The following is a 26,313-nucleotide window of genomic DNA, read 5'->3' as shown; positions in this document are numbered from 1 at the left end:
ATCCAAACCTTGCCCGCACAACGTTTGCAATCGGCTTCCGCATTATCAGACTCGGCTTGTAATCGATCTGAGAAAGAATTACGAATCGACATGCCGCTGATTATGCAGCCAACGCAAACCGAGTGACAACCGGAAACCCCGTGCCTATAGTGGGCAGAAGATTTGTCGCGTTTTCGATAACGCGACATCAACGTAAGCAAAGGAACGGAAGGCCATGCCCAGGGAAACCAAAGAGCAACGCAGCAAACGCATCCACGCCGAATACGACGTGCTGTGCGAAATGTTTCCCGAGGCGATGTGCACGCTCGATTACGAAACTCCGTTCCATCTGCTCGTCGCCACCGTGCTGAGCGCGCAGACCACGGACGTACGGGTCAACAGCGTCACTCCCGAACTGTTCCGCGACTACGGCACGCCGGAAACACTGGCAGTGGCCAACCCGGAGCGTATCGAAGACATCATCCATCCGCTCGGCTTTTACCATACGAAATCCGCCCATATCATCGAACTGGCTGCGCAGATCGTCCGCGACTTCGACGGCGTGGTGCCCCAGACGATGGAAGAACTCACCACGCTCTCGGGCGTAGGCCGCAAAACCGCGAACGTCGTCTTGGGCGATGCGTTCAACGTGCCCGGCTTCCCCGTCGACACACACGTCATCCGCGTGACCGGTCGCCTCCGCTGGCGTACGGATTGGCGCAACAAGCACCCCGACCCCGTCAAGGTCGAGAAGGAAATCACGCAATATTTTGAGCCTGCAGAATGGTCGGACCTCTCCCACCGACTCATTCTCTTCGGCCGCAGCGTCTGCACTGCGCGCAACCCCGATTGCGAATCCTGCCTGTTGAACGACACTTGCCCTTCCGCCTTCCATCCGCTCTGATTCAGCGACAAGCGGCGCCATCCATCTACGAGAACGCATCGCAACGGACACACAATTTTCAGGAATCATTCAGTACCAGCTAGTAGACTTTTGTTCCATGTCACGGCATGCAGAACATTCAGGTGGACCAATAAGGGGGCTGGCCTTCCTTGGTGTTGCCGCAGTATTGTTCGCCTTTGTAGGCGTCGGCTGGGCACATTACAACCACTACGGCCAGAACAGCGCAACGTTGCTCCATTCCGGTTCGGAAGTCACTGTCGGCTTGGATAGCCCCGCTCCCCAATCGCTCGACATCCGCACCACCGCAGGCAAAGAACTCGATCAGGCGCTACTCGGCAACGTCTACGAAACCCTGGTGAACCGCGACCAGAACAACAAACTCGTCCCGGGCATCGCCAAAAGCTGGGACGTCTCCAAAGACGGTCTCAATTACACGTTCACGCTCAATCCCGACATGCGTTTTGCCAACGGCGACGCCCTTGATTCCGCCGATGTGGTCTACTCGCTGCAACAAATCATCGAGAAAAATTTCGTTGGTGCACAAGACCTCACCGGCCTCAAATCCGTCAAGAATCCCAACACCTCAACCGTACAGATCGCACTGAACAGCCCGAATCCACAGCTACTGCGAGCGCTTTCCTCACGCGCAGGCATCGTCTACGACGAAAATGCCAACATCAATTACGACAAACAGGCCGGTGGCAGCGGCCCATTCACCGTCCGCAGTTTTGAACCCGGCAATTCCATCGTTTTCGCGCGCAACCCACTCTACTGGAAGCAGCAGGCAGCCAGTTCGCAGATGACCATTCGCTACTACGATTCGGAAGATTCGCTTAACACCGCGATGAAAAACAGCGAAATCCAACTTGCCGTGCTGCGCCCCTCCGATTCGCCGCAAGCCTTCAAAGGCAGCAAGAAATACAGCGTTTCAAAGGGATTAACCACTTCCAAACTGACTCTTGCGCTCAACAACACTTCCGATTCAATCTTCTCCGACGAACGCGCCCGCTCGGCCGTCCGCTACATTCTTGACAATGCGGCAATCACCAAGCAACAGCCCAACGCCGCTTCGGTGCTCAACGGGCCGATCAGCCCACTGGAACCCGGATACGACGATCTTTCCGCGATATTCCCCCACAATCTTGATGCAGGCAAGAATGACCTGAACTACTGGGCGACGCGTCCGGGATATTTCGGGGATATCACCTTCCTGGTGCCTACCGAATACGCGGCGCTCGGCCAGCAGGTACTTGACCAGTTCAAGACCACCCAGCTTCATCTCGTCATGCAAGTGGTCGATGATGATACGCTCGCACAACGGCTCAACAACAACGATTACAAGATGGCCATCGTCGCCATGCAAGGGTCGAATGATCTGGGAGCCTTCGCCAACGGCAGGTTCGGCTACCAAAACAGCCAAGCCCAGCAGGACTATCGCAATGCCCTGGCCTCGACCAACGACGTCGATTACCAGCAGAATCTGCGCGCCTACGCGAAAACCGTGAGCGCCGATGCCGGCAGCGCTTGGTTCTACACCGAAAGTAGCATGGTCGCCGCGAACAACAATATTGCCGGATACCCCAAGAACATGACCGACGAACTGCTGCCGCTACGCGACGTGAGGACGAAATAAGTCCTACCTATAGATGGCACACCATCGTAGGTCTCATTTCCCTGGTTAAGTGTCCGTTTTCTAGAAATCAAAAGCGGAATAGACCGCTTCTCACGTCTTGACGTTCACCTGCCAACCGACGCCGCGCCTATGTCACCATTCCTTTCTAAAATTGGACGTTATGACTGATCAGGACAAAACCACTATCAATGCAAGCCTTTCGCCCCTTCCCGACAGGGTCGGCGTCGACGGCCTGGAAGACAAATGGCGCACCGAATGGGACAACGACGGCACCTACGAATTCGAGATTCCGCGTGACGGCAATGGAGCTCCCGACCGCAAGGCCGTCTACTCCATCGATACCCCGCCGCCCACCGTTTCGGGCAGCCTGCACGTCGGCCACGTGTTCTCCTACACCCATACCGACGTCATCGCCCGTTACGAGCGTATGAAGGGCAAGCACGTCTTCTACCCGATGGGCTGGGACGACAACGGCCTGCCCACCGAACGCCGCGTGCAGAACTATTACGGCGTGCGCGTCGATACGTCGCTTAAATATGACCCTGATTTCAAGCCGCCGTTTGAGGGCACACAGGGTAAGAAACTCGACGCACGCGATCAGGTTCCGATCAGCCGCAAGAACTTCGTGGAGCTGTGCGAGAAGCTCACTGCACAAGATGAGAAGCAGTTCGAGGCACTGTGGCGTTCGCTCGGCATGTCCATCGACTGGCGCCAGACCTACCACACCATCGGCGAGCACCCGCAGCGCGTGGCACAGAAGGCGTTCCTGCGCAATCTGGAACGCGGCGAGGTCTATCAGAAGGACGCACCCGGCCTCTGGGACGTCACTTTCCAGACCGCCGTGGCCCAGGCCGAGCTGGAAAGCCGCGAATACGATGGCTTCTACCACCGCGTTGCCTTCCGCTTTGAGGACGGCACCCCGATTTACATCGAGACCACACGTCCAGAGCTGTTGGCCGCCTGCGGCGCGTTGATTGCCAACCCTGACGACGAGCGCTACAAGAAGTACTTCGGTCAGTACGTCTACTCCCCGCTGTTCAAGGTGAAGGTGCCGATTCTGGCGCACCCGGCCGCGGAGATGGACAAGGGCGCCGGCATCGCGATGTGCTGCACCTTCGGCGACCAGACCGATATCGAGTGGTGGCGCGACCTGAACCTGCCGACCCGCCCGATCATCCAGCGCAACGGCCGCATCATCATGAGCGTGCCTGACTGGATCACCGACGAAGGCGGCAAGGCTATCTTCGAGGAAACCGAAGGCAAGACCACCTTCTCGGCCCGCAAGATCATCGTCGAGCATCTGCGCGAATCCGGCGACCTTGACGGCGAGCCGAAACCCACCAAGCGTATGACGAACTTCTACGAGAAGGGCGACAAGCCGCTCGAAATCGTCACTTCGCGCCAGTGGTACCTGAAGAACGGCGGCACCGACATGAAGCTGCGCGCCGAGCTTCTTGAGCGTGGCAAGGAACTTCAGTTCCACCCCGACTTCATGCGCGTGCGCTACGAGAACTGGGTCAACGGCCTGAACGGTGACTGGCTCATCTCGCGCCAGCGCTTCTTCGGCGTACCGTTCCCGCTGTGGTACCCGGTCAAGGCCGACGGTGAGCCGGATTACGACCATCCGATTACCCCGAGCGAAGACCAGCTGCCGATCGATCCGACCAACGATGTGCCGGCCGGCTACAGCGAAGACCAGCGCGATGTACCTGGCGGCTTCACGGCCGAAAAGGACATCATGGACACCTGGGCCACCTCGTCGCTGACCCCGCAGATTGTGACTCACTGGGCCGAACCCGATCAGGAGAGCAAAGACCTCTTCAAGGCCACCTTCCCGATGGATCTGCGCCCGCAGGGTCAGGACATCATCCGCACCTGGCTCTTCAGCACCATGGACCGTGCGCATCTCGAGAACCATTGCCTGCCGTGGGCGCACACCGCGCTTTCCGGATGGATTCTCGACCCCGACCACAAGAAGATGTCAAAGTCCAAGGGCAATGTCGTCGTTCCGAAGGAGCCTGTCGACAAGTACGGCGCCGACGCGGTGCGTTATTGGGCCGCTTCCGCCAAGCTCGGCCTTGACGCCACCTATGACGAAGGCCAGATGAAGATCGGCCGCCGTTTGGCCATCAAGCTGCTGAATGCCACCAAGTTCGCGCTGGCTATCGGCCGCGAAGATGACAACCATCACGTTGGTGAGGCTGCTACAGCCGCTTGGAATCCGGCCGATGTCACCGAACCACTCGACCGCGCAGTGATGGCACGTCTGGCGTCCGTCATTCGTGAAGCCACCAAGTCGATGGATGCCTACGAACATTCCAAGGCGCTCGAACTCATCGAGACGTTCTTCTGGCAGTTCTGCGACGACTACATCGAGCTGGTGAAGAACCGTGCTTACGGCACCGCCGATTCCACCGGCAAGACTCCTTCCGAGGCTGCCGTGAAGTCCGCACGCACCACGCTGGGCCTGGGCCTTGAAGCGTTTGCGCGCCTCTTCGCGCCGTACATGCCGTTTGCCACCGAAGAGGTCTGGCACTGGATGCACGCGGGTGAGGGCTCCGTGCACACCGCAGCCTGGCCGACCGCCGAACCTTATGAGGCCGCCGCAGGCGACGCCGATCCGGACATGCTCGTCTGGGCTGGCAAGGCTCTGGCTGAGCTGCGTGGATTGAAGTCGCAGGCCAAGGTCTCGATGAAGACCCCGATTCTGAAGGCTACGCTGAACGTGCCTGAAGCAGGCAAGCAGGCTGTCGAGGATTGCCTCGTCGACATCGCCGAAGCCGGCAAGGTCACCGGCCCGCTTACGGTCGCGGTCGACGATTCCGCCGATACTCCGGACACCGAAATCGTGGTTGGCGTCAGCGACGCCGAACTCGGTGAGCCGCCGGCCAAGAAGCCGAAGAAGAAGTAGTTTTCTTCTCTGATTCATCGAAGAAGGGCCGCACTTATTGAAGTGCGGCCCTTCTTGTATATCAAGATTTCATAACAGCAAATCAAGCATGAATCACTCACGCATCAATATTGAGCACTCCCGGGTTACCACCGGCTTCGGCGATGCGTTGGTGGCGTTTTTTGGCTTCGGTGACCACGAACTCACGGTAGTTCTCTTCAATGCTCGGGTCGAGGCCGGCATTGATGGCGACTTCTTTCAGCCGCTGGGCCTGCTGCTTTTCGCGTTCTCGATCTTCTGGCGCGAAACCAGCCTGAGCCTTCAAAACCCCTACTTCGGCGGTGCACTTGAAGCGTTCCGCAAGCAACGAGACGATAGCTGTATCCACATTATCGATGGACTGGCGCAGACGCTTGATGCGCTCGACGGCCTGCGCGTTCTGCGGGTTCGCCTGTTCCTGTGCGTCGTCGATAGTGGTGTTGCGCCAGCCCTCATTGTTGAAGGCCTCTTTGGTTTCGGCAGTATCGTTGGGTTCAGAAATATCAGTCATGTATTCACCATACGACAAGAACCCCACCGATGATTATCCGCAGCAACCATGCAGCACGTCAACAATGTTCTTGCGGAGAACCGTCGCGGCCAGAAGGCCAACACAAATCAATAAAACAGGAGCAACAGCTATATCGCGCTGTAGCAATTGCACATTACGGAACATCCCAAGTATCCACAAACGCGAACGGCACCCAGCCGAAGCCGGATGCCGTTCAAGCAAGATGCTGATACTCAGCAGAAATCAGTTATTGCCGTTCTGCTTGATGATGGCCTGCAGGAAGTCGCGGTTGGTCGCCGTCTTCTTCAGACGCGGCACGATGGTCTGATAGGCCTGCTCGGGCTCGAGGCCGCCAAGGAGACGACGCAAGCGGTAGATGACCGCCAGCTCGTCGCTCGGGGTGATAAGCTCCTCGCGGCGAGTGCCGGAGGCGTTGATATCGACAGCCGGGAAGAGACGCTTGTTGGCCAGATCGCGCGAAAGGCGCAGTTCCATGTTGCCGGTGCCCTTGAATTCCTCGAAGATGACTTCATCCATCTTGGAACCGGTTTCCACCAGTGCCGAGGAGATGATCGTGAGCGAACCGCCGTTTTCGATGTTGCGAGCCGCACCGAAGAACTTCTTGGGCGGGTAAAGAGCCTGCGCGTCCACACCGCCGGACAGCACACGGCCGGAAGCCGGGGCAGCGATGTTGTAGGCACGAGCCAAACGAGTCATGGAATCGAGCAGTACCACGACATCCTGGCCGAGCTCCACCAAGCGCTTGGCGCGCTCGATGGCGAGTTCAGCGACGGTGGTGTGGTCGGAAGCCGGGCGGTCGAAGGTCGAGGAAATGACCTCACCTTGCACGGTGCGCTCCATGTCGGTGACTTCCTCGGGGCGTTCGTCCACGAGCACGACCATGAGGTGCACTTCGGGATTGTTGACCGCGATGGCGTTGGCGATGTTCTGCAAAGTGATGGTCTTGCCGGCCTTTGGCGGGGAGACAATCAGGCCACGCTGACCCTTGCCAATCGGCGCCACGAGGTCAATCAAGCGACCGATGATCTTGTTCGGCGTGGTCTCCTGCTTGAGGCGTTCCTGCGGATAGAGCGGAGTGAGCTTGGAGAATTGCGGGCGGCTGGCCGCCTCTTCGACGCTCATACCGTTGATGGTGTCGATGGACTGCAGCGGAACGAACTTCTGGCGCTGGTTGCGGCGTTCGCCCTCGCGCGGCTCGCGGATGGAGCCCTGCACGGCATCGCCCTTGCGAAGCCCGTACTTGCGAATCTGACCCATGGAAACGTAAACGTCGTTCGGCCCTGGCAGATAGCCGGAAGTGCGGATGAACGCGTAGGAATCGAGCACATCGACGATGCCGGCGACGGGAACCATGCCCTCGTTGCCGTTGTCGCCACGACGATCGCGCACGTCGTTTTCGCCGTTGCCTTCATTGTTATAACGATCGTTGCGGTTGTCGCGATCCTTGTATTCATAATTATTACCGCGGTCACGTCCACGCATACGGCGCTGATGACGATCGTTGCCACGCTCATCGCGGTTATAACGATCATTGCGCTCGTTACCACGACGATTGTGACGGTTGAATTCGCGACGAGGTTCTTCTTCTTTCACTTCCTCGTTTTCATCGTTGTCGTTGACAGGCAACGTGGCGAGAATGTCATCCAGATCCCGAACTTCGTTTGAAGCGGTGTCATGACGAGACTGCTGCTCGGCCCGGAAGCTGCGACGACGCGAACGCATCTCGGTGCCCTCGTCCATCTCACGCTCGCCGCGATGATGCACGGCAAACGACCTGGTCCGGCGGTGCATCGGCTCTTCATCATCAAACAGCTTCTGCTCTTGCGCCTCGTGTTCATGGCCGCCCTGCTGCTGAGCGGAAGACCGCTTGGCGTTCGTTTCCTCTGATCTGCTCTTTGCCGAGCGAGCCGACGACTTTTCATGTTCTTCAGAAGAGGTCGGCGCAGCTTTCTTCACTTCGGAAATGGAATCACTTTGTTTTCCATTCGCAGGCTCTTCCGCACTTTTTACGTCGAAGACCTGCTGCTGAGCGGAGACATCGTTCTTCTCATCGCTCGTTTTCATAGCCGTTGCAGACGCAGTCGACGCGGTTTTAGGAGCACGAACCGTGACGCCACTAGGCGCCTGACCGCCTGTTCTTGCGGCTTGAAGGGTGGCGAGCAATTCCGGTTTACGCATCGTTGACGTACCGCGGAGTCCCATCTGCTTGGCGAGCGTTTTCAGCTCAGGCAGCTTCATATCCTCAATATTCTGGCTAGTTGCCACTATAATGTTGCCTTTCCTTGACTTCCTACGGCATTGCCCGGAAGACTAGTGAAAAAGATGCGGAATCTTAAAAACCGCTAATGAATGCTCGTCACCAACACGTGGTTATCGAACTTTCCTTTAGCCTACAACCGATGTACGACCTTTGCCACACGTTCAGTGAAAGCGTGTCGAAAAAGTAAGGCGAACATCCCGACAGGGACATTCGCCTTACTTAGTAAAAACGATTATCTACTACTTTTCCTCATGGTAGGACTTTTCGGTGTTGACCGACCAGACATTCTTCTTGTCGGCGCGACCAGACTTGATGTTGCCCACGGCCTCCATGGCGCTGGCCATGGAATGGTCCTGGTTGTTGTAACGATGCTGGCCGTTGCGACCCACGCAGTAGAGGTTGCCGAAGGAATCGAGGTAATCGATAAGCTGCGGCATTTCATCGTACGTGTCGAAGTAGGCAGGGTATGCCTTCTTGACATGCTCGCGGTGAGAATCCAGCACATCTTCGGGACCGTTGATCACGCGCATGCGGGTGAGTTCCTTGATGGCGAATTGAGTGGCTTCTTCATCGGAAAGATTCCAGAAGTCGTCGCCTTCCTCGCAGAAGTACTCGAGGCCAACCCACACGGTGTCGTCGACATCCTTGACCAGGTACGGGCTCCAGTTGTTGAAAATCTGCACGCGGCCGACCTTGTAGCCCGGGTCCTGCACATAGATCCAGCAATCCGGCACGATCGGCGGGTTGCCGAGCGTCTTCATGCCGGTTGTATTCTTCAGACGCAGGTGCTTGACCAAGAGACCCACGGTGACGAAATCGCGGTACGGCAGGCCGTTGGCGATGCGCTTCATATCTGCAGGCACGTCTTCGGTGGTCGTGACGACTTCCTTGGAAGCGGCCTTATCGGCACCGTTCTTGGTATCGGAAGCCTTACCGGCCTCATCTTCCTTGGCAGCGCGGTCGATAGCGTTGACCAGATCTTTGACCGGCATGGACGAGATGAAGTCGTCCGCCGCAAGCTCGACGTGCTTGCCGTCGGCATCCACATAGACCACGGATGCAATGCTGCCATCGTCCTTCTGACGCAGCTCAATCACGTTCGCGTCGGTGATGACCTTGCCGCCATTGTCAACGACCTGACCTTCGACGATCTCCCAGAGCTGGCCCGGGCCGAGCTTCGGATACCAGAATTCCTCAATGAGCGAGGTCTCTACATCCTTGGAATCGCGCTTCTTCGGCATCATCTTCTGGATGGCGTTCTTCAGCACGGAAATGACGCTCAGGCCACGCACACGCTGCGCGCCCCAATCGGCAGAAATCTCGGCGGGAGTACGGCCCCACACCTTGGTGGTGTAGCCCTCGAAGAACATCGAGTAGAGCTGGCGACCGAAACGATTGATGTAGAAGTTCTCAAGATTGTCTTCGGGCAACTTGTGAATCATGCTCCACAGATAGCTGAAGCCAGCCTTCAGCGTCAGCTTCAGACCCAGCGCCTTGAACAGGCCGGGCGAAAGCGAAATCGGATAATCCAGGAAATGCTGGTTCCAGAAGATGCGCGAGACGCGGTGGCGCTTGAGCATCACGACATCCGTCTTCTCTGGGTCCGGGCCACCGGGCTCGAGGTCGTGGTGACGGCCGAGCTTCTTGTCGTCGTAGGAAGGCGCGCCCTGCAATGGCATGATGTTCTTCCACCAGTCCATCACGCGGTCGTCCTTGGAGAAGAAACGGTGGCCGCCGATGTCCATGCGGTTGCCGTTGTGCTTCACCGTGCGGCTGATGCCGCCGAACTCGCGCGTCGCCTCCAAAACCGTGACGTCATACTTGTCGGCGCCGCCGTCCTTCAGCAATTCCCAAGCCGCAGTGAGCCCCGCAGGCCCACCACCGATAATCACCACAGACTTTTTATCCGCATCCTCAGCCACAACAGCCTCCCGCAAAAATCCATCATTTTGAAGCCAATGCCCCATATACTCAAATCAGAACCAGCCTACACGCAAGCGCAAACCAGACCGACCAATGTCTCCGAACATACACGAACCATCTGCAAGTTCGCTGAAAACCAATCAAGCCAAGGAGTCAGGAATATCGATGTCGGACTTCTGCACTTCCTCTACGTTGACATCTTTGAACGTGACAATTCGCACGTTTTTGACGAACCGCGAGGACCGGTACACATCCCAGACCCATGCATCCGTGAGCTGCACATCGAAGTAGACATCCTGCCCGGCGGAACGCACGTTGAAATCGACCTTGTTGGCCAGGTAGAAGCGTCGCTCCGTCTCCACCACGTAGGTGAAAAGCTTGATGACGTCGCGGTACTCCTTGTAGAGCGCCAGCTCGGCGTTCATTTCATAATTATCGAGATCCTCGGCGCTCACCGGTTATTACCCCCTGCGCTTTTCGTTTTCTTGTCGTTCGTAGTTGCGGCATCGGCATGGTCATCGTGGCCATGATTGTTATGACCGAGATTGCGCCACCAAGCCTTCTTGGATTTCTTGCTTTGCGTGGCGGAGTAAGGCCATTGAGATGCGGAATCATCGTTCGCGTCGTGCCCTGCAGCGCTGGATTTCACATCTTGCGGCGAAGCTGCAGATTCGGCACCGTTGGGTTGATTCACCGCGCCACTATTCGGCGTTGCCGACTGCCCGTCAACAGCATGCCCTGCTGATTGTTCAGCTTCCTGGACACCGTTTCGGCGATTATTGCCGCCAGACAAGGCGCCGGAAACGTCACCACTCTCGTTTGGATTTTCTCCATAATCGGTATCAGCATCAGCAATATCGGAGCTTTCTTTCGCACTTGTATGCTGCGCGATTTCGATGGAATGCTCGCGTGCGGCCATGGCTTCCTTGACGCCGGGGTTGCCCTCGATGACATGCATGCCGAAAGCGTCGAGCGAACGAATCGGATCGTACTCGTCGGCAAGAGTATCAAGAACAATCAAATCCTGGTACTTGCCAATGGAAGCATCCCACAGCGAATCACGGGAAGTGCCAGACTTAATGAAGCCCAAGGACTGGTAAACCGAAAGCGTACGCGTACTCTTTTCCGGCACCGCGACCCAAATGCGGTGCATGCCCAGGCCAACCGGCGGTGTGGCAAAACCGTAGGTCATCACACGCGGCATCGCGTCACGCGAATAGCCGCGGCCACGGTAATCCTTGCCCAGCATCACCTGGATGCGTGCGGAACGAGCCCAGCCGTCGATATCGATGAGGAAAATCATGCCGATGACATTGTCTGTGGCTTCGGCGTCAATTTTGCCGTCGATGTCATGATCGGCATCGGTCATGATAGCCCATGCCATCGTGCGACGGGCCTCGGGGTCGCCTACTCCAGAATCGGACGAGGCAATGCCATTAACCCACGCCACGGAACGCTTGACCCACGCCTGAACGACTGCACGTTCGGACTGTTGATCCTTGCCGGTGTCGCCTGAAGCGTTGAAATAGACTTCCAGCTCATCGAGCTTGGGAATGTCCTCAAGAGTGGCGGGGCGCAGATGCACCATCTCGCCACGAATCTCAGGTATGTCGATGCGCTTGGGCAACTGACGTAAATCCGTTTGAACACTAGGGTTTTCGGAGTTTCCAGACATTTGCTTTCATTCCTCCAACGCGCTTGGAATCTTCTTTAAGATTACCGTGTTCGCCTGACTATTGGCATTCGCTCCCTTTCGGCTGAGTCTTCGTCAGAACCCCAAAACACGAAAGTCTGGATGGAAAGATATGCGTTGTTGCGGCGTAAGACATGGCCGAGCGGCCAAGGAGCGTCCGCAATAACGTATATCTTTCCATCCAGACGTCAGTTGAACCTATTAAGAAGACTCAGCCCTTCATCTTCTTGATGACTAGAGCACTGACGGCCTTAGCATCGGCCTGACCGTGGGTGGCGCGCATGACGGCGCCGATGATGGCGCCCATCGGCTTCATGTTGCCGCTCTTGAGCTTTTCGGCCACATCCGGGTTAGCGGCGAGAGCCTCGTCAACCGCCTTGTCGAGCGCACCGTCATCGGAGACGACCTGATAGCCGTGCTTCTTCACGACCTCGTCAGGCGTGCCTTCGCCGGCGAGCACGCCGGTGACGGTCTGCTTGGCGAGCTTGTCGTTGAGCTTGCCGTCGGCGACGAGCTTCTCAACCTCGGCCACATCGGCCGGGGTAATCGGCAGCTCTTCGAGCGAAAGGCTGCGCTCATTGGCGACGCGCGAAATCTCGCCAAGCCACCACTTACGAGCGCCGGCTGCGGTTGCGCCGTCCTTGACAGTCTCTTCTACCAAATCGAGCGCGTCAGCGTTGATGATGTCGCGCATCTCAAGATCGCTCAGGTTCCATTCCTTCTGCAGACGGGCGCGGTGCTCGCGCGGCATCTCCGGCATGGTCTTGGCGATTTCGTCGATGTGCTCCTGCGTGATGTGCAGCATCACAAGGTCGGGATCCGGGAAGTAACGGTAATCGTTCGCATCGGACTTGACGCGGCCGCCGGCCGTGGTCTGCGAGGCCTCGTCCCAGTGACGGGTCTCCTGCAGAACCTCGCCGCCCTCATCGAGGATGGCCGCCTGACGACGAATCTCGTACTGCAGAGTCTTCTTGATGCCACGGAACGTGTTGACGTTCTTGGTCTCGCTGCGGGTACCGAGCTTGGTTTCGCCCTTGCGACGCAACGAAATGTTGACGTCGGCGCGCATGTTGCCTTGTTCCATGCGACCATGGGAGATGCCCAGGGTACGCACGATGTCGCGAATGGCACGCATGTAGGCGTCCGCAATCTCCGGGACGCGCTCACCGGCACCCTCGACGGGCTTGGTGACGATTTCGATCAGCGGGACACCGGCGCGGTTGTAGTCAACCAGCGAATGGTCGGCGCCTTCGATACGGCCGTCGGCACCGCCCACGTGGGTGTTCTTGCCGGCGTCGTCCTCGATGTGCGCACGCTCGATCGGCACGCGGAAAGTGCTGCCGTCTTCGAGCTCGACATCGAGGTATCCGTTGCCGTTGGTCGGCTTGTCAAACTGCGAAATCTGATAGTCGCGAGGCATGTCTGGGTAGAAGTAGTTCTTGCGGGCGAACTGGCTCCACTCGTTAATCTGGCAGTGCAGCGCCAGACCAAGCTTGATCGCGAAATCGACGGCAGTCTTGTTGACCACCGGCAGCGAACCGGGAAGGCCGAGACTTACCGGGGTCAGCTCCGTGTTCGGTTCCGCGCCGAACTCTTCGTGCGCCGGGCAGAACAGCTTGGTCTGCGTGCACAGCTCGACGTGGGTTTCCAGACCGAATACCGGGTCAAATTCCTTGACGGCATCGGAATACTTCATCAATTTTTCAGCCATGATTTTATGCTCCTTGCCGTCCGATTACTTTGCGCTGTCAAGCCACGGGGTCTTGAGGGACTGCCAGATGGCGCCGCCCCACTGATCCTCGAGTGCCGCTTCAAGCGCGGCTGCAGGCTTGTACATCTGCTCGTCGTGCTTCTGCGGGGCCATGAACTGGAAACCGACCGGCAGGCCGTCGTCGGAAAGGCCTGCGGGGATGCTCATCGCGGGGATGCCAGCCATGTTCGCCGGAATCGTGGCGACATCGCTCATGTACATCGTCAGCGGGTCACTCAGCTTCTCGCCCAGCTTGAACGCGGTGGTCGGCGAGGTCGGGGCGACCAGTACGTCAGCCTTCTCGAACGCCTTCGCGAAGTCGTCGATGATGAGCGTACGGACCTTCTGCGCCGAGCCGTACCACGCGTCGTAGTAACCGGCAGAAAGGGCGTAGATACCGAGGATGATACGGCGCTTGACCTCATCGCCGAAACCGGCCTCACGGGTGTAGGCCATCATGTTGGCGGCGGTCTGCGGCACGCCTTCGGGCGGCATCACGCGCAGGCCATAACGCATGCCATCGTAACGGGCCAGGTTGGAGCTGACCTCAGACGGCATGATGATGTAGTAGGCCGCAAGAGCATATTCAATATGCGGGCAATCGACCTCGACCACTTCGGCGCCCATGCTTTGCAAAAGCTGGACGGCTTCGTTGAAGCGAGCCTCGACGCCGGGCTGATAGCCGTCGCCACTCAGTTGCTTGACCAGGCCGACGCGCACACCCTTGAGGTCACGCTTGTAGCCTTCGCGGGCAGCCTTGGCGATTGGCGGAACATCCATCGGGATGGACGTGGAGTCACGCACGTCATGGCCGCCGATGATTTCCTGCAGCAGTGCAGAATCGAGCACGTTACGGGACACGGGACCGATCTGATCGAGCGAGCTCGCCATGGCAATCGCGCCGAAACGGGAGACGCCGCCGTACGTCGGCTTGACGCCGACCGTACCGGTCAACGAACCAGGCTGACGAATCGAGCCGCCGGTATCGGTGCCGAGCGCAAGCGGGGCCTCGAACGCAGCAACCGCAGAAGCGGAACCACCGCCGGAACCACCGGGAACGCGCTCGGTGTCCCAAGGATTGTGGGTCGGGCCGAACGCGGAATGCTCCGTGGAGGAACCCTGTGCGAACTCATCGAGGTTGGTCTTGCCGAGCAGCGGCATGCCGGCGGCCTTGAGCTTCGTAATAACCGTTGCATCGTAAGGTGGAACCCAGCCCTCGAGAATCTTCGAGGCGGCCGTCGTGGGAATGCCCTTGGTGACGATCATGTCCTTGATGGCAATCGGCACACCGGCAAGTTCCGGCAGGCCTTCGGTATCGCCCGCAGCGTTCTTCTTGTCGAATTCGTCGGCCTGGGCGCGTGCCTCATCGGCGGAAACATGAAGGGAAGGCGTGCAGATCCGGCTCGGCAGCGTCAATGACGCTAAGCTCGGCATCGACCAGCTCGCGGCTGGAGACTTCCTTGTTGCGAATCTTCTCCGCCATCTGCGCGGCGGTCAGCTTCACCAGTTCATTTGTTTCGGCCATCACTCGTCACCTCCAAGGATTCGCGGTGCCACAAACATACCGTCTTCGGTGGCGGGGGCGCCGGAAAGCGCCTCTTCGCGGGTCAGCGGCTTTTCGGGGACATCGGGACGCAGGTACGCCTCAAGCGGGACCGGGTTGGCAGTAGGCTCGACGTCATCGGACGCGACTTCCTGCACCTTGTTGATGGAATCGGCGATGACGTTCAACTCGCCTTGCATGCGGGTCGCTTCCTCGTCGGTGAGCGCGATCTGGGCGAGATGGCCCAGATGCTCGACTGTTTCTCTTGTGAAAGTAGGCATAACCTTAACTATATGAGTCGTCTGTGACGTTCAGGTGACCGGCAGCACAGCTGTTTATTTCACGTCGCGATGGCGCACAATCAGCGTACCGATGACGTAGAAGACAACGGCCCAGGCCAGCATGAGCAGACCGCTCTGCCACCAGCCGGGAACGGGCCAGCCCTTGGGCACCATGCCGGCTTCCAGTTCCGAGGCCTTGCCTGTGAGGAAGGTGCTTACCAGCGTCGACGGCATCAGCTGCGAGCACCAATTGGCCCAGAGCATGTGCTTCGAAAGACTGGAAATGATGCCGAAAATCGAAGTGGCCATCGTGTAAATCAATACGAAAATAACCACGGCGCCGGCTGTCGAGCGCACCATCGCGCCCAATCCCAGCGCAAATTCCGCAACCAATGTCGTCATCGCAGCACCGCCGAGAATGACAATCAACGGAAGCCAGTGCTCTTTCGCACCGAGCGGCGTCTGCTTGGACCCAGCAAGCATCGCCTCGACCACGCCCCAGGAAATCAGCAGCGTGACCAGCGAAAGCACGAAGGAATAGATCGTCACCGCAACGGCCTTGGCATTCATGAACATCACGCGCCGCGGGTTGACGACCAGCGACATCTGCACCGACGAGGTAGCGTATTCGCCGGTGATCGACAAAATCGCGACCACACCTATCAGCACGATACCGATGGCGAGACTCTGCGTGACGCATTCGAACAGGACGGAATGCGGAATCGGAATGGGCGTCGTCAGCTTCTTGCCTTGATCGCTGTAATAGCTCTCCTGCTTGATGCTCCACGCGAACAGGGCGGCGAAACCAATCGTCGTGAGGAAAGAAACGGCCGAAAGCCAGAGTGTTGAAGCCAGGCTGAAGAGTTTCAACAGTTCGGAGCGGATGCTGCCGAAGAAGCTCAGATGTGCATGAGCCATGCTGCGGTTGCGGTTGAGGTTCGCGGGACGCCCATTGGTGGCCTTTGATTGCCGCTTTTGCACGGTCTTGGAGCTCCTTGCATTCGCTGCCGTATTGGTTGCCATCATGGTTGTCGTGTCTGTCATTGTCGTGGCTCTCATATTCGTGTTCGTCATGGTATTCGCCATCATCGTGCCTCTTCCCCATCCTGCTGCGTTGCGGGAGTATTGTTCTGCTGTGCTGAGCCGGCATATTGGATCGGCTGCTGGCCGGGCAATTCATGCGTGGCATATTGCACCTGCGAATGGGTGAGCGCCATGTAAGCCTCTTCCAGCGAAACCTTTTCCTCGACCAGCTCGTAGGTCACCAATTGCGCTTGGGCGAAGACCTGAGCCGTTGCCTTGAGATCGGCTCCGGTGATATGGAACACGGCGCCTTCGCGCGGATCGGACGAGGAACGTTGGTCGGGTTGCACCTTTACCTGCGGAGCGTTGGCGAAAATGGCCTGCAGCTTCTGCGGTTCCGGGGTGACCACGCGAATGGAATTAGTGGAATGCTCGGAGACGAAATCGTTGACGGTGGTCGTTTCGAGAATCTTGCCTTGGCCGATAATGACCAGATTGTCGGCCGTCAGCGCGACCTCGCTCATCAGATGCGAGCTCAGCAGCACTGCTCGCCCCTCGCTGGCGCAGTAGCGGCACAGCTCACGTACCCATTTGACGCCTTCGGGATCGAGACCGTTGACCGGCTCGTCCAGAACCAGGTTGTGCGGATCGCCCAAGAGGGCGGCGGCGATGGAAAGCCGCTGACTCATGCCAAGCGAGAAGTTGCCGGCTTTGCGCTTTTTGACACTGAAGAGGCCGGTCATATCGATGACCTCGTCGACGCGACGCTTGGAAATGCCATTGGTCAGCGCGAGCGAGCGCAGATGCGCGTATGCGGAACGGTTTTTATGGGCGGATTTGGCATCGAGCACCGCACCGACACAGGTCATCGGGGCACCGGCTTTGCGGAAATCACCGCCGTCGATGAGTGCACGACCGGAATCGGCGGAAATCAGGCCGAGTGCCGCGCGCATCGTGGTGGATTTTCCTGCACCGTTAGGGCCGAGGAAGCCTGTCACTTTGCCGTCTTCGGCGGTGAAGCTAACGTTGTCAAGCGCGACTTTGGACCCGAATCGTTTGGTCAAATTGGTTATTTGAATCATGATTCGAATATAACATGCTGAAAAATATCGATGCGCGTATCGATGATATTTCAGGGATAAATCAGGGTTCGATGACTTTAGTCATCACGTTACTTAAACCGCCCCTTGCTGTCCTCATTCAGTCGGTCAAGTGCTGGGAAATCCAGCCATGCATCGCGACTGCGGCGGCGGCACCGGCGTTGATCGAACGCACCGAACCGAACTGGGAAATGTAGACCACGTCATCAGCAAGTTCTAGGGCTTTCTGCGAGAGACCCGGGCCCTCGGCACCGAAAAGCATCAGGCAACGGTTCGGGAAACGATAGGTTTCCATGGGAACCGCGCCGGGAATGATGTCGAGCGCGATGATGCGCGAGGCTTTGGCGTCTTCGGCAATACGGTGGTATCGGGCTTTGTCCACCCGGAATTCGGCCTTGGCCTCGTCGGCTTCGGCCTGTTCGATTTCCTCGGCAATGCCTTGCTTCCAGCTTGTGACCAACTCCTCGATGGAAGGATAGTGGTCGACGTGCTGATAAAGCTCGGTCATCAGCGCGCCCTTGCGGTTCCATTTGTGAGGACCGACGATATGGACCTTACGGGCGGCGAAGGCGTTGGCTGTGCGCACCATGGAGCCGATGTTGAAATCGTGCGTCCAGTTTTCGACGGCCACTTCAAAGTCATGACGGCCTTGATGGTCGAGATCGGCCTTGATGGCGGCAACCGACCAGTAGCGGAACCTGTCGAGCACATTGCGACGGTCACCGTTGTCAAGCAATTCCGAATCGTACCGTTCATCGAAATTCGGCGACTGGGGGTCATCGGGACGAGGCTCATCGGGATGGACTTCAGACCACGGGCCGACACCTACTTCACGGAACACCGGCTCATCGGAAGCCTGTGCAGCAACGGTTATCGGGTTAGGTTCACGCATATCAGTCGACCTTCTTTGCGGCAGAGGCTTCCTCACCCAATTCACCATTACGCAGATCGTCCTCATCAAAGGCCATCACGAACGGCAGGTTCTTTTCTTCATGAGAAACGGGATTGATGACTTTGATGCTGCCGGAATCCGCATCACCGCTCACACCACCAATCAGCGAGGCGATAGCAACCACTTGCGCATCCTCATGCTCAACAACACTGAAATCAAGGCTCAGTTCGTTGCCATTACGCAAGGTGACCAGAGATGAGGTCTGCACATACGATTTTTCGGAAAGCCAAGAATCCAGCAATACCACACGCTTGCCGGCGATGGACGGACCTTTGATCGAAGGATATACAAAGTCCATCACGAAACCGTCGAGTTCACGATCACGGGCATGGGCAGCCTGCATCACTGCAACCACCATCGGCACGGCGGCAGCGGTCAGTGCACCAACGGCATCGAAATCATCAAGGCCAAAGCCCCGCTTCTCGAGCGCATCAAGCAAAGCGTCACCAATCAGCTCGGCACCGCGATGGTCAAGGCTCACGTCAAACAACTCACTGAACGGCTTCCGCGTTACCGCCGCCTGCAGCAGCGTGCTTAATTCGCTTTTACCCTTGCAGATCGTCGCACTGCTCTTGGCTCCGCCCCTCTTCTCGCCTTCAACCTCGGCATTGCCGTTTTCGGCACTCATTACTCCTGCTCCTCAGACTCAAGATCCAGCTCGGGCGCGGTCAGCTCATGCACATCGGTCTTGTCGGAATCGACCATCTCGACCGGGTCGATGACCTTGCTCGAATCAATCTTCTGCATTTTACGTGCCGTGACCAACACACGCGATTCCAGCGACGAGGCGAAAGCGTTATACGCCGAAACCGTGCGGGTAATGGAGTGGCCGAGCTTGTTGGCCTTGTCGCCCAAAACCGCAAAGCGTTCGTAGAGTTCACGCGAAAGGTCGAAGAGCATTTTGGCGTCATCGGTGAGGCTCTGCTGCTGCCAAGCGAAAGCCACCGACTTCAGTACGGCCCACAAGGTGACCGGCGAGGTCAGCGCCACTTTCCTGGCGAACGCATCATCCATCAACGTCGGATCGACCTTCAAAGCCGCCTCAAGCAAGGCATCGTTGGGAATAAAGGCAATAACGAAATCGGGGGTGGTGTCGAACGCATTCCAGTAGGCCTTGTCGCCCAAAGTCTTGACATGTTCGCGCAGCGCCTTGGCATGAGCCTGCAGCAATTGGTCGCGCCGCTTGAGCTCGTCTTCGGAGGCAGTGTCGGGAATCTCGCAGGCACGCTGGTAATCGGAATACGGGGCCTTGGCATCGATGGGAATGGTCTTGCCACCGGGCAGATAGACCACCATATCCGGCCGTTGCACGCGGCCTTCCGGATCGGTGACAACAACCTGCGTATCGAAATCGACATGTTCCAGAAGACCTGCCGACTCCACGATGTTGCGCAGCTGCGCCTCACCCCATGCGCCACGGACCTTGTTGTTGCGCAATGCGGCCGAAAGCGAACTGGTCTCCTTGTCCAAACGGGTCTGCTGCTCGTTCAAGCCCTTGAGCTGCTGGCCCAAGGAACCCATCTCCTGCTTGCGGCCTTCCTCGATCTGTGTGACCTTCTGCTGCAAGGCATCAAGGTTCTTCTGCACGGGCGCAAGCGCCGAAAGCACCTTGCTCTGCTCGGCCATCGCCTTGGCCTGTTCAGCCTGCTTGCGTTGGGCCGCCTCGCGTTCCTGCTCCTGCTGCCTCTGCACCCTCAATTGTTCGGCCTGCTGGGCCTGTGCCAGCTGCGATTTGACAAAAGCCAGCTGCTGGTTCAACCCGTCGGACTGCGTACGATATTGAGCGGCCTGCGTGGTAAGCGTCCCTACCTGCCGACGAAGCTCATCATTCTGCGCCTGTGCCTCTTCAATATCGGAATTTTTGACGCTCCGCGCGGCTTCCTGCCCCTTGGATTTGCCCATCACGAATCCGGCCACCAGCCCCAGCGCCGCAGCGAGGATGACCAACACGATTGCCACTACAGGATTTTCGAACATACGTTCTATTACACAAGATACTATCGACGAGCCAAAGGCGACGTCAACGAGAGAATCAGCGACGCTTCCAGATTCAAAATTCGCCGCCAACTGTGCAGGGCAACTGGATTCGCACACTTTTCGTCAATAACCATATCGACGCCTTCACAAACCTATATCGCTGCTCTCCCACCACTCATCAATACGAGCCGAAACGCCACCTTGCCTAATAACCGAACACGACGTGCGTATATCTCGTGTCAATCATCGCGTCAGCTGGGATATCGAAGCATGAAACTGCGATGATGAAAGAACAATCAAGGAGGAACCGTGGGATTCGACTTATTCATGGGCGGCTTGGCGGTGGTGCTCGCCGCACTGGCAACTTGGCTCATCATCCTCTTTTTCCGTTCGTCTATTTCGGACAGGTCGCCGGTCGAAGCGGCGCTGCAGGGGCTGCGGAATCCCAACAATGGCAACGATGACGACCATGACTCTGACGACAGCGCGCCGGGTGCTCAAATAACGGACCAGATCTCGCGTATCTCGCGTTTGCTCATCCTCGCCGTAGTGCTCACCGTCATCGTCTTCATCCCTTCTCTTCTCAACCGTTTCAGCACCTCGCTGGTGCCCGATTGGCTGGTCAACCCCTGGCTGCAGGCCATTGTGACCACACCGACGATGTTCCTATGCGGCGCTCCAATCCATCGCGAAGGCTGGCATGCGTTGAGCCGCCGCGCACCGGATGTCAATTCGCTGATTTCGCTGGGAGCCACGGGAGCCTTTATTTATAGCTTGGCGATTTGCGTGGCCGGCAATCAGTTCCCGGAGGGATCGCAGCACGCGTATTTCGGCGGGGTTAACCTCATCATCACCTTGGCGCTGGCCATCGAGCTGGTCGAACTGCTCATTCTTCGCGACGTCAAGCAGTCGCAGGATTCCATGAACCCCGTAACGGCATCGCAGCAAGCCGCGTCCGCAACAACGAAAGCTTCTGCTGCCAGCTCCAGCACCATGGCCGCAAGCACACAAGCGCCACGGGCCATGCCCTTGCCGACCGTGCTTTTAATACGCTTATTGCCGGCATCAGAAAACTCGCACATTTCACCCGTATTTTCGTCATCACCGTCATCATCATCGCGGTTTGGGCGTTCGCGCTGTTGGTGGTATTCGGTCCGCAGCCGCGCCTGACGTTCGCGTTGTTCGGAGGGGTCGGCGTGCTGGTGGTAGCCGGATTCATCCTTGCGATCCTGGCACTCGTCCTCATTATCAACGGACGCAGAAAAGCCCAGCGCGGCAATATCGGTTAACAAAACAGACTCAACATTTCGTCATCAATCTACGGAAAACAAAAAAGCCGGACCGTCGTATTGCTACGACGGTCCGGCTTTTTAAACCTTTACCGTTCAACTAGTTCACGGCACCAAATCACTTGTCCTCGTGGTCCTCGCTCAGCGGGTCCTCGGGCATCGTGCTCAGCTCGAGGTGATCGCCGCCGGTCTGGTCGACCAGCACGGTGTCGCCGTCGTGGACCTTGCCGGCAAGCAACATCTTTGCCATCTGATCACCGACCTCGGTCTGCACCAAGCGGCGCAACGGACGGGCGCCGTAAGCTGGGTCGTAACCGGCGTTGGCGAGCCATTCCTTCGCGGCCTTGGTGACGTCGAGCGTGATGCGACGGTCGGTCAGGCGAGACGCAACCTGATGCACCTGGATGTCCACAATCTCGCCCAATTCCTCGCGGGTGAGCGGATGGAAGATGACCAGCTCGTCGAGACGGTTGATGAACTCGGGCTTGAAGTGCGCGTTCACCGCATCCATCACGGCCTTCTTCTTGGCCTCATCATCCAAATCAGGCTGCACCAGGAACTGCGAACCAAGGTTCGAGGTCATGATGAGAATCGTGTTCTTGAAGTCCACGGTCCGGCCCTGGCCATCGGTCAAGCGGCCGTCATCGAGCACCTGCAGAAGGATATCGAAGACCTCGGGGTTTGCCTTCTCCACCTCGTCGAACAGCACGACGGAGTAAGGACGACGACGCACGGCCTCAGTGAGCTGACCGCCCTCTTCGTAGCCGACATAGCCGGGAGCCGCACCGATCAGACGGGTCACGGAACCCTTGTCCATGTACTCGCTCATGTCGATACGCACCATGGCCTTCTCGTCATCGAAGAGGAAGTCCGCCAACGCCTTGGCGAGCTCCGTCTTGCCCACGCCGGTGGGCCCCAGGAAGAGGAACGAACCGGTCGGACGATTCGGGTCGGAGATGCCGGCACGCGAGCGCCGCACAGCGTCCGAAACCGCCTGGATGGCTTCCTTCTGGCCGATAACGCGCTTGCCCAAGTACTCTTCCATATGCAGAAGCTTCTCGTTCTCGCCCTGCATCAGGCGGCCAACGGGGATGCCGGTCCATTCGGAAACGATGCCCGCCACCGAATCGGCGTCCACGTGGTCGGGGACCATCGGTTCGGTCTCCTGACCTTCCGTGTTTTCCTCGTCCGCGGCCTGTTCCGCCAGATCCAGTTGCTTCTGAATCGCCGGAACTTCGCCATAGAGAATCTTGCTGGCCTTCTCCAAGTCACCTTCACGGGTGTACTTGTCGGCCTGCACCTTCTTGGCGTCGAGCTGGGCGCGCAGGTCGCCGACCTTGTTGTGGCCGGCCTTCTCCTGGTCCCAACGGGCCTTGAGGCCGGAAAGCTTCTCGCGAGTGTCCGCCAGATCGCTTTGCAGCTTCTTCAAGCGGTCCTTGCTGGCCGGATCTTCAGCCTTCTTGAGCTGCATTTCCTCCATCTCGAGACGGGTCTCGCGACGTTGCAACTCATCGATTTCCTCAGGCTGGCTATCGAGCTCCATACGCAGGTGCGCAGCAGCCTCGTCGACCAAATCAATGGCCTTATCGGGCAGCTGACGACCGGAAATGTAACGGTTCGAAAGCGTCGCTGCGGCAACGAGCGCATCGTCGCCGATGGTCACCTTGTGGTGTGCTTCGTAACGTTGCTTCAGGCCACGAAGAATCGCGATAGTGTCCTCAACCGACGGTTCGCCGACGAAGACCTGCTGGAAACGACGCTCCAGCGCCGGATCCTTCTCGATGTTCTCGCGGTATTCGTCGAGTGTGGTTGCACCGATCAGGCGGAGCTCGCCACGGGCCAGCATGGGCTTGAGCATATTGCCCGCGTCCATGGAACCTTCGGCCGCACCCGCGCCGACGATGGTATGAATCTCGTCGATGAAGGTGATGATCTCGCCGTTCGCGCTCTTGATCTCGTTCAAGACGGACTTCAGGCGTTCCTCGAACTCGCCACGGTACTTCGAACCGGCCACCATCGAACCTAAGTCAAGGCTGATGAGCTTCTTGTTCTGCAAGGTCGTGGGCACATCGCCCGCGACGATACGTTCCGCGAGGCCTTCGACGACGGCAGTCTTGCCGACGCCGGGCTCGCCGATCAGCACAGGGTTATTCTTGGTACGGCGGGAAAGAATCTGGATGACGCGGCGAATCTCCTGATCGCGGCCAATCACCGGGTCGAGCTTGCCTTCCCTGGCCTGAGCCGTAAGGTCGGTGGAGTACTTCTCCAGCGCCTTGTAGCTGCCTTCGGCGTCCGGACTGGTCACTTTTGCGCCGCCACGCACACCGGGCACGGCCTTGCGCAGGGCTTCCGGGGTCACACCGTTGTTCTTCAGAATCGTCGCGCTCTCGTTGGGAGCCGTTGCGGCGATGCCGATGAGCAGATGTTCGGTGGAGACGTATTCGTCGCCCATCTGCTGCATTTCCTTCTCAGCCTGCGCCAACGCGGCCGTCAGTTGACGGCTCGCCTGCGGCTGCGAGGTCGAAGACCCGCTCGCGCTCGGCAGCGCGACCAACGCGTTGCGCACCGCGGCACCAATCGCCTTCGGGTCGCCGCCAGCGGCGCTGATCAGCCCCGTGACCACGCTGTTTTCCTGACGCAGCAGCGCATCCATCAGATGCAAAGTATCAACCTGCGGATTGCCCGCAGCCGCCGCACTTTGAATCGCATCTCCAATAGCTTCCTGAGCCATGGTCGTAAATTGTTGTTCCATGTTTCCTCCGTTTGTTCGCCCTGTTCCTCCGTGAACCGTTGGAATGCAAGGCATCGTTCAATATCTATTACGTACAACCACAAACGGAGGGGTTCTATTCCCAAAACTTGAGTCTATTCGACTCAAGTTTTAGACACCATTGTCTAGTTCCTTGCGCTTATCGACATCCGCGACCAATAAAATAGACCGGCTAACGGAACTTAATCCGTCAACCGGCCTGTTAGACAACGATATTCGACAGTGACATTACACAACCATCGCCCATCGCGTTAACGATTTGTCATTCAGCCCTGTTCAGCCTTTGACCACCACATTGCGCAAGGAGCCGACGCCGCCGATATTGACGATGGCCTCGTCACCCGGCTTCAGCTTGCCGGAGGCGTTGGGGGTGCCGGTCATGATGACATCGCCGGGCAGAAGTGTAGCGAAGCTTGAAATCTCCGCGATCTGCTCAGGAATCGAATGAATCAGGTCGGCCGTGGTGCCTGAGGCGTCAGGCACATCCTCGCCGTTCAGCGTGAAGGAAATCTTCGTGTCCTTCCAATCGATGTCAGTCTCGAGCCACGGGCCCAGCGGGCAGGAGGTGTCGAAGCCCTTGGCGCGCGTCCACATTGGGTCGTCACCCTGCAAGTCGCGCAGTGTCACATCGTTGACGCAGGTGAAGCCGAGGACGTAATCCATGGCCTTTTCGACAGGAACGTTCTTGGCGATGCGGCCCATCACCACGGCAACCTCGGGTTCAAAGTTCATATCGTTGGAGTAGCTCGGAATGACGATCGGATCGTCCGGGCCGATAACGGAGGTGGACGGCTTCATGAAAACGACCATCTCGCTGGGAGCATGCTCGGCGGCGGACTGGCCCTTGCTGTGCATGAATTCGGCGTGGGCCTCATAGTTTTTGGCAAGGCCGTAGACCTTGGAAGGAATGACCGGGGAAAGCAGGCGAATGCCTTCCTCGTCAATCAGGTGGCGCTCGCCGGTGGGCTGCACCGGTTGGGAGCCGAAGGGATAGCCGTCAAGCTCGACGAGGTAATCCTTCTTGTCGTTGCTGTCGGTCTGCACGAAGGCATAGTGCGGAACATCGTTATAGGAATAGCGTGCGATTCTCATGCATCCAGATTACGCCACTTACCGGTCTTTGGTCAGACAAAAGCTGAAATAAGGCAGAAAGTTTTGACGCTGGATATCCGACGCAAAAACTGCAATCAATAGACGCTTACCAACACGTCATTCCCAGCACCAGCCGACCTACATATGCCGAGAAAGCATGATCGAAACCGCTAAATGCGTCGTTACCAGCACATCAACCCCACTTAATGCCGGAAAAGACACGATTTCAGCAGGCATCACGACGGACACGGAACCCGGAATCCGCATCATCACGAAGTGGAATTTCTGCAGTCTTGACGTTCTCGACATGCCCCCACTGCGGGCCGCGGCCCAGCCGTTCAACGAATGCGGCGACAAGACCCTGCTCGCCTTGAGCCTCGACCTCCACCGAGCCGTCATGGCAGTTGCGCACCCAGCCGGAGACCTCGCAGCGCTGTGCCTCGTTGACCGCAAAATAGCGGTAGCCCACGCCCTGCACCATGCCGGTGACGACCGCATGTATACGAATCACGCGGCCGTTGCTGCTGCCATTGGTTCTGGTTTTGATTTTGCCTCCACCTGTCTCACTTGTCATCGTCGCCCGTTCTCCCATCGTTTTCCCCTGAACGCTGAAGCATCAGCACATTGGATTATCGGATTGTCAGCCAACGCTTTCAGCATCGCGGAACCGCTGGAATCATTCA

20 protein-coding genes and 1 pseudogene are annotated in these 26,313 nt (G+C 58.0%); 5 read left to right on the top strand and 16 right to left on the bottom strand.

The features are described 5' to 3' along the window. The first annotated feature begins 214 nt into the window (after positions 1 to 214). The 3 genes from nth (at position 215) to valS (ending at position 5,427) form a co-directional block, all read left to right on the top strand. Positions 215 to 883, top strand: coding sequence for an endonuclease III (gene nth, locus OZX57_RS01355; protein WP_277162411.1), 669 nt, complete (start codon positions 215 to 217; stop codon positions 881 to 883). Between the two features lie 97 nt (positions 884 to 980). Beyond that, positions 981 to 2,516, top strand: a complete 1,536-nt coding sequence (locus tag OZX57_RS01350; RefSeq protein ID WP_277162410.1) for an ABC transporter substrate-binding protein — start codon at positions 981 to 983, stop codon at positions 2,514 to 2,516. A gap of 160 nt (positions 2,517 to 2,676) precedes the next feature. After that, positions 2,677 to 5,427 carry a valine--tRNA ligase gene (gene valS / locus OZX57_RS01345; RefSeq protein ID WP_277162409.1) on the top strand — a complete coding sequence of 917 codons (2,751 nt, stop codon included), beginning with the start codon at positions 2,677 to 2,679 and terminating at the stop codon, positions 5,425 to 5,427. A 97-nt stretch (positions 5,428 to 5,524) separates the two neighbouring features. Here the strand turns inward: valS and OZX57_RS01340 are convergent, their stop codons facing one another. The 13 genes and pseudogenes from OZX57_RS01340 to rmuC all read right to left on the bottom strand — a co-directional run bounded on the left by OZX57_RS01340 (position 5,525) and on the right by rmuC (position 20,479). Continuing rightward, a complete protein-coding gene (locus OZX57_RS01340; RefSeq protein ID WP_277162408.1) occupies positions 5,525 to 5,956 on the bottom strand; it encodes a chorismate mutase in 432 nt (143 codons plus the stop codon). A 243-nt stretch (positions 5,957 to 6,199) separates the two neighbouring features. Next, on the bottom strand, positions 6,200 to 8,242 hold the full coding sequence (gene rho, locus OZX57_RS01335; protein ID WP_277162407.1) for a transcription termination factor Rho: 2,043 nt from the start codon (positions 8,240 to 8,242) through the stop codon (positions 6,200 to 6,202). 234 nt (positions 8,243 to 8,476) lie between these two features. After that, positions 8,477 to 10,159 (bottom strand): NAD(P)/FAD-dependent oxidoreductase, encoded by a 1,683-nt coding sequence (locus OZX57_RS01330; RefSeq protein ID WP_277162406.1) that lies wholly within the window; start codon positions 10,157 to 10,159, stop codon positions 8,477 to 8,479. Positions 10,160 to 10,300: 141 nt separating this feature from the next. Continuing rightward, complete coding sequence (locus OZX57_RS01325) at positions 10,301 to 10,615, bottom strand: DUF2469 domain-containing protein (RefSeq protein WP_277162405.1); 315 nt, start codon at positions 10,613 to 10,615, stop codon at positions 10,301 to 10,303. Beyond that, positions 10,612 to 11,835: a GNAT family N-acetyltransferase gene (locus tag OZX57_RS01320; RefSeq protein ID WP_277162404.1), complete on the bottom strand. Its 1,224-nt coding sequence runs from the start codon at positions 11,833 to 11,835 to the stop codon at positions 10,612 to 10,614. The genes OZX57_RS01325 and OZX57_RS01320 overlap by 4 nt, the downstream gene beginning before the upstream one ends. Positions 11,836 to 12,064: 229 nt before the next feature. After that, positions 12,065 to 13,564: an Asp-tRNA(Asn)/Glu-tRNA(Gln) amidotransferase subunit GatB gene (gene gatB / locus OZX57_RS01315; RefSeq protein ID WP_277162403.1), complete on the bottom strand. Its 1,500-nt coding sequence runs from the start codon at positions 13,562 to 13,564 to the stop codon at positions 12,065 to 12,067. A 24-nt stretch (positions 13,565 to 13,588) separates the two neighbouring features. Beyond that, positions 13,589 to 15,128 (bottom strand): annotated as a pseudogene (gatA, locus tag OZX57_RS01310) (Asp-tRNA(Asn)/Glu-tRNA(Gln) amidotransferase subunit GatA). Then, positions 15,128 to 15,427 (bottom strand): Asp-tRNA(Asn)/Glu-tRNA(Gln) amidotransferase subunit GatC, encoded by a 300-nt coding sequence (gene gatC, locus OZX57_RS01305; protein WP_277143481.1) that lies wholly within the window; start codon positions 15,425 to 15,427, stop codon positions 15,128 to 15,130. The pseudogene gatA and the gene gatC overlap by 1 nt, the downstream one beginning before the upstream one ends. A gap of 54 nt (positions 15,428 to 15,481) precedes the next feature. Beyond that, a complete protein-coding gene (locus OZX57_RS01300; protein WP_277162402.1) occupies positions 15,482 to 16,471 on the bottom strand; it encodes an ABC transporter permease subunit in 990 nt (329 codons plus the stop codon). A gap of 41 nt (positions 16,472 to 16,512) precedes the next feature. After that, entirely contained in the window at positions 16,513 to 17,532 is a 1,020-nt protein-coding gene (locus tag OZX57_RS01295) for an ATP-binding cassette domain-containing protein (protein ID WP_277162401.1), read from the bottom strand. 118 nt (positions 17,533 to 17,650) lie between these two features. Continuing rightward, entirely contained in the window at positions 17,651 to 18,442 is a 792-nt protein-coding gene (locus OZX57_RS01290; protein WP_277162400.1) for a TrmH family RNA methyltransferase, read from the bottom strand. A 1-nt stretch (position 18,443) separates the two neighbouring features. Further along, positions 18,444 to 19,130 (bottom strand): orotate phosphoribosyltransferase, encoded by a 687-nt coding sequence (locus OZX57_RS01285; protein ID WP_277162399.1) that lies wholly within the window; start codon positions 19,128 to 19,130, stop codon positions 18,444 to 18,446. Next, entirely contained in the window at positions 19,130 to 20,479 is a 1,350-nt protein-coding gene (gene rmuC / locus OZX57_RS01280; RefSeq protein ID WP_277162398.1) for a DNA recombination protein RmuC, read from the bottom strand. The genes OZX57_RS01285 and rmuC overlap by 1 nt, the downstream gene beginning before the upstream one ends. Positions 20,480 to 20,788: 309 nt before the next feature. On the opposite strand from rmuC, the gene OZX57_RS01275 reads away from it, so the two are divergent. After that, positions 20,789 to 21,649 (top strand): hypothetical protein, encoded by an 861-nt coding sequence (locus tag OZX57_RS01275; RefSeq protein ID WP_277162397.1) that lies wholly within the window; start codon positions 20,789 to 20,791, stop codon positions 21,647 to 21,649. Beyond that, positions 21,622 to 21,768 carry a hypothetical protein gene (locus tag OZX57_RS01270; RefSeq protein WP_277162396.1) on the top strand — a complete coding sequence of 49 codons (147 nt, stop codon included), beginning with the start codon at positions 21,622 to 21,624 and terminating at the stop codon, positions 21,766 to 21,768. The genes OZX57_RS01275 and OZX57_RS01270 overlap by 28 nt, the downstream gene beginning before the upstream one ends. Before the next feature lie 118 nt (positions 21,769 to 21,886). On the opposite strand, the gene clpB is transcribed toward OZX57_RS01270, so the two are convergent. From clpB to OZX57_RS01255, 3 genes are all read right to left on the bottom strand, one after another. After that, positions 21,887 to 24,520, bottom strand: a complete 2,634-nt coding sequence (gene clpB, locus OZX57_RS01265) for an ATP-dependent chaperone ClpB (RefSeq protein ID WP_277162395.1) — start codon at positions 24,518 to 24,520, stop codon at positions 21,887 to 21,889. A 294-nt stretch (positions 24,521 to 24,814) separates the two neighbouring features. After that, positions 24,815 to 25,630, bottom strand: a complete 816-nt coding sequence (locus OZX57_RS01260) for a fumarylacetoacetate hydrolase family protein (protein ID WP_277162394.1) — start codon at positions 25,628 to 25,630, stop codon at positions 24,815 to 24,817. 226 nt (positions 25,631 to 25,856) lie between these two features. Then, entirely contained in the window at positions 25,857 to 26,204 is a 348-nt protein-coding gene (locus OZX57_RS01255; protein WP_277162393.1) for an acylphosphatase, read from the bottom strand. Between the last annotated feature and the right edge of the window lie 109 nt (positions 26,205 to 26,313).

Source organism: Bifidobacterium sp. ESL0682, from assembly GCF_029392815.1.
GTDB lineage: Bacteria > Actinomycetota > Actinomycetes > Actinomycetales > Bifidobacteriaceae > Bifidobacterium.
Note: the sequence above shows the minus strand (reverse complement) of the source record. Positions and strands in the feature narration are given on the sequence as shown.

Bases quoted from the DNA above. Each gene is read 5' to 3' on its own strand.
- nth (WP_277162411.1), top strand. From the start codon at position 215: ATGCCCAGGGAAACCAAAGAGCAACGCAGCAAACGCATCCACGCCGAA.
- OZX57_RS01350 (WP_277162410.1), top strand. From the start codon at position 981: ATGTCACGGCATGCAGAACATTCAGGTGGACCAATAAGGGGGCTGGCC.
- valS (WP_277162409.1), top strand. From the start codon at position 2,677: ATGACTGATCAGGACAAAACCACTATCAATGCAAGCCTTTCGCCCCTT.
- OZX57_RS01340 (WP_277162408.1), bottom strand. From the start codon at position 5,956: ATGACTGATATTTCTGAACCCAACGATACTGCCGAAACCAAAGAGGCC.
- OZX57_RS01320 (WP_277162404.1), bottom strand. From the start codon at position 11,835: ATGTCTGGAAACTCCGAAAACCCTAGTGTTCAAACGGATTTACGTCAG.
- gatB (WP_277162403.1), bottom strand. From the start codon at position 13,564: ATGGCTGAAAAATTGATGAAGTATTCCGATGCCGTCAAGGAATTTGAC.
- gatC (WP_277143481.1), bottom strand. From the start codon at position 15,427: ATGCCTACTTTCACAAGAGAAACAGTCGAGCATCTGGGCCATCTCGCC.
- OZX57_RS01300 (WP_277162402.1), bottom strand. From the start codon at position 16,471: ATGACAGACACGACAACCATGATGGCAACCAATACGGCAGCGAATGCA.
- OZX57_RS01295 (WP_277162401.1), bottom strand. From the start codon at position 17,532: ATGATTCAAATAACCAATTTGACCAAACGATTCGGGTCCAAAGTCGCG.
- OZX57_RS01290 (WP_277162400.1), bottom strand. From the start codon at position 18,442: ATGCGTGAACCTAACCCGATAACCGTTGCTGCACAGGCTTCCGATGAG.
- OZX57_RS01285 (WP_277162399.1), bottom strand. From the start codon at position 19,130: ATGAGTGCCGAAAACGGCAATGCCGAGGTTGAAGGCGAGAAGAGGGGC.
- rmuC (WP_277162398.1), bottom strand. From the start codon at position 20,479: ATGTTCGAAAATCCTGTAGTGGCAATCGTGTTGGTCATCCTCGCTGCG.
- clpB (WP_277162395.1), bottom strand. From the start codon at position 24,520: ATGGAACAACAATTTACGACCATGGCTCAGGAAGCTATTGGAGATGCG.
- OZX57_RS01260 (WP_277162394.1), bottom strand. From the start codon at position 25,630: ATGAGAATCGCACGCTATTCCTATAACGATGTTCCGCACTATGCCTTC.
- OZX57_RS01255 (WP_277162393.1), bottom strand. From the start codon at position 26,204: ATGACAAGTGAGACAGGTGGAGGCAAAATCAAAACCAGAACCAATGGC.